The sequence below is a fragment of the Lacibacter sp. genome, from assembly GCF_057361365.1.
This window is the reverse complement of sequence record NZ_JBMQSG010000007.1, coordinates 671642-681526: the sequence shown is the minus strand read 5'-3', so window position 1 is coordinate 681526 and position 9885 is coordinate 671642. Positions and strand designations below refer to the sequence as shown.

At 40.6% G+C, this 9885-nt stretch carries 11 protein-coding genes; 8 read left to right on the top strand and 3 right to left on the bottom strand.

Annotated features, from left to right (window positions below):
* The first annotated feature begins 103 nt into the window (after nucleotides 1–103).
* The gene (locus ACO1QW_RS07710; RefSeq protein WP_486257252.1) at nucleotides 104–577 is read left to right on the top strand and encodes a ribonuclease H-like YkuK family protein; all 474 of its coding nucleotides are present in this window, start codon (nucleotides 104–106) and stop codon (nucleotides 575–577) included.
* Between the two features lie 67 nt (nucleotides 578–644).
* Here the strand turns inward: ACO1QW_RS07710 and ACO1QW_RS07705 are convergent, their stop codons facing one another.
* Both ACO1QW_RS07705 and dnaB read right to left on the bottom strand, forming a co-directional pair.
* Nucleotides 645–1355, bottom strand: coding sequence for an RsmE family RNA methyltransferase (locus ACO1QW_RS07705; protein WP_486257250.1), 711 nt, complete (start codon nucleotides 1353–1355; stop codon nucleotides 645–647).
* Nucleotides 1356–1420: 65 nt separating this feature from the next.
* Entirely contained in the window at nucleotides 1421–3091 is a 1671-nt protein-coding gene (dnaB, locus tag ACO1QW_RS07700) for a replicative DNA helicase (protein WP_486257248.1), read from the bottom strand.
* 540 nt (nucleotides 3092–3631) lie between these two features.
* Between dnaB and pheT the strand changes: the two genes are divergently transcribed.
* Together pheT and ACO1QW_RS07690 are read left to right on the top strand one after the other, a co-directional pair.
* A complete protein-coding gene (gene pheT, locus ACO1QW_RS07695) occupies nucleotides 3632–6055 on the top strand; it encodes a phenylalanine--tRNA ligase subunit beta (protein WP_486257246.1) in 2424 nt (807 codons plus the stop codon).
* An 18-nt stretch (nucleotides 6056–6073) separates the two neighbouring features.
* Nucleotides 6074–6361, top strand: a complete 288-nt coding sequence (locus tag ACO1QW_RS07690; protein ID WP_486257244.1) for a hypothetical protein — start codon at nucleotides 6074–6076, stop codon at nucleotides 6359–6361.
* A gap of 2 nt (nucleotides 6362–6363) precedes the next feature.
* Here ACO1QW_RS07690 and ACO1QW_RS07685 read toward each other — a convergent pair whose 3' ends face one another.
* On the bottom strand, nucleotides 6364–6615 hold the full coding sequence (locus ACO1QW_RS07685; RefSeq protein ID WP_486257242.1) for a hypothetical protein: 252 nt from the start codon (nucleotides 6613–6615) through the stop codon (nucleotides 6364–6366).
* Nucleotides 6616–6732: 117 nt separating this feature from the next.
* Between ACO1QW_RS07685 and ACO1QW_RS07680 the strand changes: the two genes are divergently transcribed.
* The 5 genes from ACO1QW_RS07680 to ACO1QW_RS07660 all read left to right on the top strand — a co-directional run bounded on the left by ACO1QW_RS07680 (nucleotide 6733) and on the right by ACO1QW_RS07660 (nucleotide 9841).
* Nucleotides 6733–7038, top strand: coding sequence for a cell division protein ZapA (locus tag ACO1QW_RS07680; protein ID WP_486257240.1), 306 nt, complete (start codon nucleotides 6733–6735; stop codon nucleotides 7036–7038).
* Between the two features lie 185 nt (nucleotides 7039–7223).
* Nucleotides 7224–8789 (top strand): ribonuclease Y, encoded by a 1566-nt coding sequence (gene rny, locus ACO1QW_RS07675; protein ID WP_486257238.1) that lies wholly within the window; start codon nucleotides 7224–7226, stop codon nucleotides 8787–8789.
* 69 nt (nucleotides 8790–8858) lie between these two features.
* Nucleotides 8859–9212 (top strand): 50S ribosomal protein L19, encoded by a 354-nt coding sequence (rplS, locus tag ACO1QW_RS07670; protein ID WP_486257236.1) that lies wholly within the window; start codon nucleotides 8859–8861, stop codon nucleotides 9210–9212.
* 174 nt (nucleotides 9213–9386) lie between these two features.
* Complete coding sequence (locus ACO1QW_RS07665; protein ID WP_486257234.1) at nucleotides 9387–9512, top strand: hypothetical protein; 126 nt, start codon at nucleotides 9387–9389, stop codon at nucleotides 9510–9512.
* Nucleotides 9513–9625: 113 nt separating this feature from the next.
* Nucleotides 9626–9841, top strand: coding sequence for a Sec-independent protein translocase subunit TatA/TatB (locus tag ACO1QW_RS07660; protein ID WP_486257232.1), 216 nt, complete (start codon nucleotides 9626–9628; stop codon nucleotides 9839–9841).
* The last annotated feature ends 44 nt before the right edge of the window (nucleotides 9842–9885 follow it).

The following is a 9885-nucleotide window of genomic DNA, read 5'->3' as shown; positions in this document are numbered from 1 at the left end:
GCCTTGCTTTCGCTGAAAATAGTTTCGTAAATTAGGGAAACCACTTTTTTATGACACCACACTATTGGTGCCATGTGGCCAAAATCAAATAAAAATTTAGCACATGAAATGGAGAAAATTCAATGGCGAGCACATACGCATCCCAATTAAGGATGAAGTGCGTGCCGCCATTATAAGAGAAACCGGCAGAGGCTTTCGATTGAAAGTTTGTGTTGGTACCGACAGCCAGGTTAAAGGAATGGAAACTGAATTTGCCACTGTTATTGTTTTTCTACGTGAAGGTCATGGTGGATTTATGTTCATCCACAACGAAAAAACAAGACAGAAGTATTCCATTAAAGAACGTATGCTTGTTGAAGTAGCTAAAAGCATCGAGATCGCTTACGAGCTTTGCGATCTTTTTACTGAGTATGATGTAGACATGGAAGTGCATGCCGACATCAACACCAACCCTCACTTCAAGAGTAACGAAGCATTGCGTGAAGCAATGGGTTACATTCTCGGTATGGGCTTTGCCTTTAAAGCCAAACCCGAAGCGTTTGCCAGCAGCAGCTGTGCTAATAAAATTGTAAACTGATCTTGCGGTTTACGGTTCTGCCTCCCAATCGTGCGAACCACGGTTCATAACTCTGTCACCTCTATTCTTACCGGATTTTTAATAATGTAGCTGCAACGATTGCAGCAGTTTCAGTGCGCAATCTCGTTTCTCCTAACATCACCGGTTTATAATCTTCTGCAATTGCAGTATTGATCTCAGTTGTAGTGAAATCTCCTTCGGGACCAATGAGGATAACGGAACTTTTAAATTTTTCAATTTGATAATTTGAAAATGGATTCTTCTCTGTTTCTTCACAGTGAGCGATAAGTTTCAAAGAATCTTCAAATTGCATCATTTTCAAATTTTCAAATTTTATCGGCTCATGCAAAAAAGGTAACCATGTTTGCTGGCTTTGCAACATTGCGCTCACCAAAATTCCTTTCATACGATCGTAACGAAAATGCTGACGTTCGGTTCGTTCACACAACAACGGAATAATTTCTGTTACGCCTATCTCTGTTGCTTTTTCCAGGAACCATTCAAACCTGCTTGCATTTTTCACTAATGAAACTGCAATGGTTGTTTTGCGTGCAGCTTGTGGTTTGTAGCTGGTTTCTTGTACTCTTACTGAACAATGTTTTTTATGCGCATCAACAATTGAAACAGTCAGTAGATTTCCTTTACCATCAGTTAAGTTCAATTGCTCATTCTCTTTCATTCGCAATACCTGCACAATATGCTTCGAAGTTTCTTCATTCAACGTAAGCAGTTGTTGCGATGCATCAAACGATTCAATATAGAAAAAAGGAAGTGCCATAAAAAAATGTCCCGCTGTTATGCAGCGGGACAAATCTATAATCATACATCTGAAATCTGAAATCTTTAAAACGGCGTTTCTTCATCGAAGTTCATATCATTCATCTTACTTCCTTTCTGCACAAACACTTTCGGGCCATCATCACTTGGTACAGGTTTCCAGTTGCCGCCACCCGGCATCATGCCAGGTCCGCCCGGTAATGGACCTTGTGAACCACCAAATCCGCCACTGCCACCCATGCTATCACCAAAATCATCTTCTACAAATTTCTGAATATGAAGTAATGCCCGCAGCTTAATTGTTTCCAGCGAACCATTCCTGTGCTTGGCAATACGCACATGTGTTTCGCCACGGTTGCTTTCTCCAAATTCATTTGAAGTAATATCGTAATACTCGGGACGGTACAGGAACATTACCATGTCGGCATCCTGTTCAATGGCACCCGATTCACGGAGATCACTCAACTGAGGCATCTTATTACCATCCTTACGTTTCTCCACTTCACGACTCAACTGAGAAAGTGCGATGATCGGAATGTTCAATTCCTTCGCCAGTTGTTTTAAACCCCTCGAGATCGTACTGATCTCCTGTTCACGGTTGGTGTTTTTATTCCCTGCACTTCCGCTCATCAACTGGAGATAGTCAATGATGATCAATCCTACTCCATGCTTATTCACCAAACGACGGGCTTTTGCACGTAATTCAAAAATATTCAGTGCCGCACTGTCATCAATAAAGATGGGCGCCTTGGCCAATGGTTCAATGCCTTTCTTGTACAATTGCTGCACTTCATGATCCTCGAGTTTACCACGTGAAATCTTTTCAAGCATGATCTCACTCTCAGCCGACAAAATACGTTGCACCAACTGTGCTGCACCCATCTCAAGCGAGAAGAATGCTACAGGCGTTGGTTTAACAGGATTAAGTGCCGCATAGCGCAACAGGTTCAAGGCAAATGCAGTTTTACCCACGGCAGGACGAGCGGCAAGAATCACAAGGTCGGAGGGTTGCCAACCGTAGATCACTTTATCCATGGTAGGAAAACCTGTTGGAACACCTGTTATGTCTTCCTGCTTATTCCGCATGTCTTCAATTCGCTGAATGGTTTTGATCAACACATTATCAAACGAATCAAAGTTTTTGCGGAGATAGTTATTAGTTATTTCAAACAGTTTACTTTCTGCATCATCCAAAAGATCGAATACATCGGTGCTTTCTTCGTATGCATCACCAATTGTTTCGCCACTTATGCGAATCAGTTCACGCTGCAAAAATTTCTGCAGAATGATACGGGCATGCGCTTCAATGTTTGCCGTTGAAACAACCGCATTGGTCAAACGGGTTACATAGTAAGCACCGCCAACCATTTCCAGTTCTTCACGCATTTTAAGTTCTTCCACCACCGTTAACAGGTCAATGGGCGAACTTTTTGCCGTAAGGCCCTGCATTGAACGGAAGATGCGCTGGTGAGCATCTACATAAAAACACTCGGGACGTAAAATTTCGCTGATGGCGTCGAAAGCACTTTTTTCGAGCATGACCGCACCTAATACTGCCTCTTCAAGTTCCTTTGCCTGTGGCGGAACTTTTCCATATACCATGGTAGAGAGGTCAAGCGGAGCCTTCCGCTTTGTTTTGCGGTCTTTATTGAGATTAGTAAGATCCATAGTTAATACAGGAAATACAATGGTTGAATTTGGGTTCTTTTCTTTCACAATCGTTAACCCAAACTTCATGTTAAGCAATTGTTACCGGAACAAGGGCGACGAATGTAAATGAGAAAATGATACAAGCAAAAACAAATCCCTTCCTTAATTTCTTCAACTCCAATTCACATTAAATTCACGGTTATCCACCGGTTTTGCTCCTTCATTAACACAAATCGGGCCCGTTATCCTCAATTTAAAATATTTTTTAGCCCAATCCTAAAGTATTTCCACACCGTTTGTGCACAAAGATTTTGGAACTATTTTTTGGTGGAATGATGCAGATTACAATATGCGATTTTACAGTTTTTTTCAGCTTTCCACTAAGTAAAATCCTTTACCAGCTTGCATTTGAAGCAGTGTAATATGTGTTGAAAACGATTGCAAAACAAATCTGCACTTGAGCATTACTGTTACTAGTATTAATGATAAAATATTTGCATCTTTTATTATCCGAATTGTCTGTTTATACTCTGAATTTTTGGTTGAATAGAGCGCCAAAACTCATTTACTCCTCAAGGCTTCAATCAATTATCTTTGCAGCTTTCCGAACAAAAGTTGAATTAGAACATGACGATCAGTTATAAATGGCTGCACGAATATTTGCCGGTGTCAGTTGAACCAGAACGTTTAAGTCGCATCCTTACCTCCATTGGCTTAGAAGTTGAAAGTATGGAGCCTTATGAAGAAGTGAAAGGCGGATTAAAAGGCCTGGTGATTGGGGAAGTACTTACTTGCGAAAAACATCCTGATGCTGATAAACTTTCGCTTACAACCGTAAATGTTGGTGCAGCTGAACCATTACAGATCGTTTGTGGTGCACCAAATGTGGCTGCGGGACAAAAAGTAGTGGTGGCAACCGTTGGCACTACTATCTTTCCTGCTGCAGGCGAATCAATGACCATGAAAAAAGCCAAGATTCGTGGTGTAGAAAGCCAGGGTATGATCTGCGCTGAAGATGAAATTGGTTTGGGTGCGAGTCATGCTGGTATCATGATCTTAAAAGATGATGCAAGAGTTGGCTCAGCAGCTGCTGATTATTTCCAGTTGTACACCGATTGGATCATTGAGATCGGGCTAACACCTAATCACATGGACGCCATGAGCCATATGGGTGTTGCAAAAGATGTGATCGCTTATCTTAACTTTCATGATAAGAAAAATTATACGCTCAAATCTCCGTTTACCAATGGATTTAAAGTTGACAATAAATCGTTGCCCATTACTGTAAAAGTGGAGAACAAAGATGCCTGTCAACGTTATGCAGGTGTTAGCATCAGTAATGTAACGGTTCAGGAAAGTCCAACATGGTTAAAGCAGCGATTGAAAGCAATTGGTGTGCGTCCGATTAATAATATAGTAGACATTACGAATTATATTTTGCATGAAACAGGTCAGCCACTTCATGCATTTGATGCCGATGCGATTACCGGGAAAGAGGTTATTGTAAAAAATCTTTCTGAAGGAACTTCGTTTGTAACGCTCGATGAAAAAGAACGCAAGTTGAGTGCAGATGATCTGATGATCTGCAATGCGGAAGAACCGATGTGTATTGCCGGTGTGTTTGGCGGTACAAAAAGTGGAGTAACAGAATCAACAAAAAATATCTTTTTAGAAAGTGCATGGTTCAATCCTGTCACTACACGTAAAACATCGTTCCGTCATAACCTGCGTACCGATGCGGCTACTCGTTTTGAAAAAGGTGTTGACATTAGCAATGCGGTGAATGTATTAAAGCGTGCTGCGCTATTAATAAAAGAATTGGGTGGCGGAGAAATTGCAAGCGACGTAGTGGATATTTATCCTACTCCAAAACAAAAAACACAGATCGCTCTTAAGTTTCATTACCTGAAAAAGATCAGTGGTAAAAATTATCATCCTGATACAGTAAAGAAAATATTTGAATCACTCGGTTTTGAATTGATAAAAGAATCAATTGATGAAATATGGGTTGCTGCTCCGTTCAGCAAACCTGATATGGAACTCCCTGCCGATCTTGCGGAAGAAGTTATGAGGATCGATGGGTTGGATAATGTGGAAATTCCTACCAGTATTACCATTTCCCCATCTACCGAAGCCGATCAAACAAGTTTTTCTTACAAAGAAAAAATCAGCAATATTCTTGCTGGGCAAGGTTTCAACGAGATATTCACTAACTCCATTGCCAACAGTGCATGGTATAGCGAAGAAGTATTGGCAACAACAGTAAAAATGTTGAACAACCTGAGTGCTGAATTGAACGTAATGCGTCCATCAATGCTTGAAACAGGATTGCAATGCGTATCGTTCAATCTCAACAGGAAAAACAGCAATCTCCGCCTGTTTGAATTCGGAAAAACCTACACAACTTCCGATATTGGCAAATACTTTGAAACAGATCATTTAGCTATTTACACAACAGGCAGCACCGAAGCATCATGGAAACAAAAGGCTTCTGCTGTTGATGTGTATTTTCTGAAATCAGTAGTAAGCGGCATTTTGAAATATGCAGGTTTAACTGCGGAAACAGACCTTGCAGATGCTGAAAAAGGTTTCAGTGCTTTGATCAGTTACAAGGTCAAAAAACAAGTGATCGCTAAAATTGGCATTGTTGATGCAGCACAATTAAAACAGTTCGACATTAAACAACCGGTTTACTTTGCTGATATCAACTGGAACATTTTGACGCAGCTCGCTTCTAAAGCAAAACTGGAATACAAAGAGATTCCACGTTTCCCTGCGGTTGAGCGTGATTTGGCAATTGTGATCGAAAAGAATGTAAGCTATGCAGAAGTGGAAAAAACCATCAACAATGCGAAAGTGGCAAGGCTGAAAGAAGTGTCGTTGTTTGATGTGTTTGAAAGTGAAAAAATTGGTGCCAATAAAAAATCAATGGCGCTGAATTTCATTTTCCAGGACGATGAAAAAACATTAGTGGATAAAGAAACAGAGAAGATGATGGATACATTGATCCAAGCATTGGAAAAACAATTATCAGCTGAGATCAGGAAATAATTTTACTAAACCATTCATGTGACAGTAATTGATCAACATATTCAATCGCTCCAGCAAAAAATGCAGCTGCTTGTTAAAAGGCATCAGCAGCTGGAAAAAGAGAATAAAAGGCTGAAGGATGAATTGAGTGGTTTAAAAGAAAAGCAGTTCAATAAGAAACAGGAGTTAGAAGTGCTGGAAATGCAGAATGCAATTCTAAAAGCATCACAACAACAGTTAGACGAAAAGGAAAAGAAGGAACTTGAAAAAAAACTCAATCTTTTTGTCAAGGAAATCGACCGCTGTATTGCTTTGCTGACGGAGTAAAATTATACACGTTTAACGATCCGCATTTTCATTTCGTCGTCACCTTGCTTTAATTCAATTGTGTAGACGCCATAAGGTAAATCATTCAATCCATCCCAGGTAAGGGAGCGGTGATTTGATACTTCTGATTCTAACCGGCGACATACAGATCCGCTCTCATCTTTCAATACTGCTTTCACTGCATTGTTATCCGTCGTCGAAAGTTCTAACGTAAGTGTGTCGATAAACACTTGTGGTTTAACTTTTGCAAACATGTTTCGAGGTTAAGTTGACTAAAAATAAACGGGAGGTATTTTCGAAGCCGGCAACGGATTGATAAGGAGCTTTTTTTTACGAGTGTCTAATATATAACAAGCTTTTTATATTTTAGTATGATGGAATCATTAATTCCCATAAATATTATCATTGGCGATCGTAGTTACAGGATCAAAGTAAGTCCCGAGCATGAGGAACATGTACGCAAAACTGTAAAAACTATCAACGAAAAGGTGTTGGAATATCGTACCAGTTTTGCAGGAAAAGACATGCAGGATTATATTTCTATGGTACTGATATGGTATGCCACAGATGTTACTGCAACAAATCCAACAGCTGCCGGCACAACGGATGAAACAGCTGCAGCAGAGTCCTTAAAAAAACTGGAGTTGCAGATCGATCAGCTTTTACAACAGAGTTAATTTCAGTTGCCTTTTTTATCAATCGTAAACCAAAAGCAAATCGGCAGCAAGCTTAAGTCTGTTAGTACTTCCCCCTTTTCCTACCTCTTTTTTCTGTATTTTCGCTCCCTATTGTCCCGCTATGAACTTTTATAACGCCATAGAAAGGAACGATTTGCATACCGAAAACAAACCAGTCAACAACAATGGAACCAGTAATATTATACGCTATAATAGGAGTACTATCATTAATCGTGGGGATAGTAGCAGGCAAAGTCATCTTCGCTAAAAACACAAAAAAACAAGTAGAGGAAGCCGAAGCGCAAGCACAGTCGATCCTCAAAGAAGCGGGATTAAGAGCAGAAACCATACGCAAGGAAAAGGAGTTGGAAGCGAAAGAGAAATTTGTTCAACTCAGGTCTGAGTACGACCGTGAAGTGACAGAACGTAACCGCAAGATTAACGAAAGTGAGAATCGTGCACGTCAGAAAGAACAATCGATCAATCAAAAGGACGCCAACCTTGACAAGCAGATTAAGGAAAACGAGGCCATTAAAGAAAACCTCAATCGTCAGATCGAAGTGGTGAACCTGAAACGGACAGAACTGGAAAAACACCAGGAAGAGCATATCCGCAGGCTTGAAAAGATCGCCGGACTTAGTGCTGAAGAAGCCAAGAATCAATTGGTGGAAAGCTTAAAGCAGGAAGCACAAACCCGTGCTTTGGTACTTCAACAGGAAATTATAGAAGATGCTAAATTAAAAGCAAACAAGGAAGCACGTAAGATTGTGATCCAGTCAATTCAGCGCACTGCGGCTGAACAAACCATTGAAAATACTGTAACCGTTTTCAACCTTGAAAGCGATGAAATAAAAGGCCAGATCATTGGTCGTGAAGGTCGCAACATCCGTGCTATTGAAGCCGCAACGGGAGTTGACCTGATCGTTGATGATACGCCCGAAGCAATTCTTCTTTCTTCTTTTGATCCGCTTCGTCGTGAAGTAGCCCGTTTGAGTTTACAACGTCTGGTGGCCGATGGTCGTATTCACCCGGCACGTGTGGAAGAAGTGGTAGAAAAAACCCGCAAACAACTGGAAGAGCAGGTGATGGAAATTGGTGAACGTACCGTAATCGAATTAGGTATTCATGGTATGCACAAAGAATTGATCAGGATGGTGGGGCGTATGCGTTTCCGTTCATCTTATGGTCAAAACCTGTTGATGCATAGCCGTGAAACCGCCAACCTCTGCTCTATCATGGCGGCAGAATTAGGAATGAATCCGAAGCTGGCTAAACGTGCCGGTCTGTTGCATGATATTGGTAAAGTGCCTGATGAAGAAACTGAATTGAGCCATGCATTGCTTGGTGCCAAGCTTGCTGAAAAATATGGTGAAAATCCAGCGGTAGTAAATGCTATCGGCGCCCACCATGATGAAATGGAAATGCAGTATGTGATCTCTCCTATTGTTCAGGCTTGTGATGCTATCAGTGGTGCAAGACCAGGTGCCCGTCGTGAAATCATGCAGCAATACTTGCAACGTATTAAGGATCTTGAAAACCTGGCGATGGCTTATCCCGGTGTCGAAAAGGCTTACGCTATCCAGGCGGGTCGTGAATTAAGGGTAATTGTAGAAGCTGAAAAAGTAACCGACGCTGAATCAGACAAATTGAGTTTTGAAATGGCTCAGAAGATACAAACCGAAATGGTGTACCCGGGCCAGATTAAAGTGACCGTTATTCGTGAAAAAAGAGCTGTAAACGTGGCGAGATAATAAATTTGAAATTTTCAATCTAAAATTTCAAATTTACCCCTACCTTTGCCGTCCTAAAAATTAAGAGTTATGAACGCCGCTGTTGCATTTGTACATGAACAATTAACTGCTAAGAAAGAACAACCAAAGTTCAAAGCAGGTGATAACGTTACTGTGAATTATAAGATCGTGGAAGGTGGTAAAGAACGTATCCAGGGTTTTCGTGGAGATGTGATCAAACGCCAGGGTCAAGGCGCAACTGCAACATTTACAGTGCGTAAGATCTCTGATGGTGTAGGTGTTGAGCGTACTTTCCCGGTAAACTCACCCAACGTTGATTCAGTTGAACTGAACAAAGTTGGTAAGGTAAGCCGTGCAAAACTCTTCTATCTCCGTGAAAGAAGCGGTAAGAGTGCCCGTATTAAAGAAAAGCGCATGAGATAATCATCGTTTTAGACATATTTGTATAAAGGGGGAAAGAAAACTTTCCCCCTTTATAATTTAAAAAAGCCAGAAAACGTTCTTATATTTAATCTCTGATCCGAAAGGATTTTTTCAATCCCATACCTTTTGAAGTAATCGTTACTCTATTTATTAACTAAATAAGTCGTCTCGATCATGAAAAAGGTATTAGTAGCTCTTGCAGTAATTACAATGTTTTTAATGTCATGCAACCGTGGTATCACTCCTTACCAGGCAGCAAACGGCAAAGCAGGTAAATGCGGCAAGAATTTTATCCGTTAATCTCTACTGAAATTAAACGCATTGAAACCTTCCCCTATGGAAGGTTTTTTATTTTTCTTTGCAAGGCTGCGTTACAAATAACTGTAACTTTGTGTTCCTTTAAAATTATTGTCATGAATTTTCAACCCATACTTCTCGGCGTTCTCGGTACCCAGGAAATCATCATCATTGCTATTATCATTTTATTGTTGTTCGGTGGTCGAAAGATTCCTGAGCTTATGAAAGGTTTGGGTAAAGGTATACGTGAGTTTAACGATGCCAAGAATACTGTTCGTAAAGAAATTGAGGAGAGCTCTACTCCTACTGATGCAAATCAGCCTAAGCAGTAATTTCTTTTTCCCTCATTTTCGTTTTTCACTTCAAATTTTTCTGA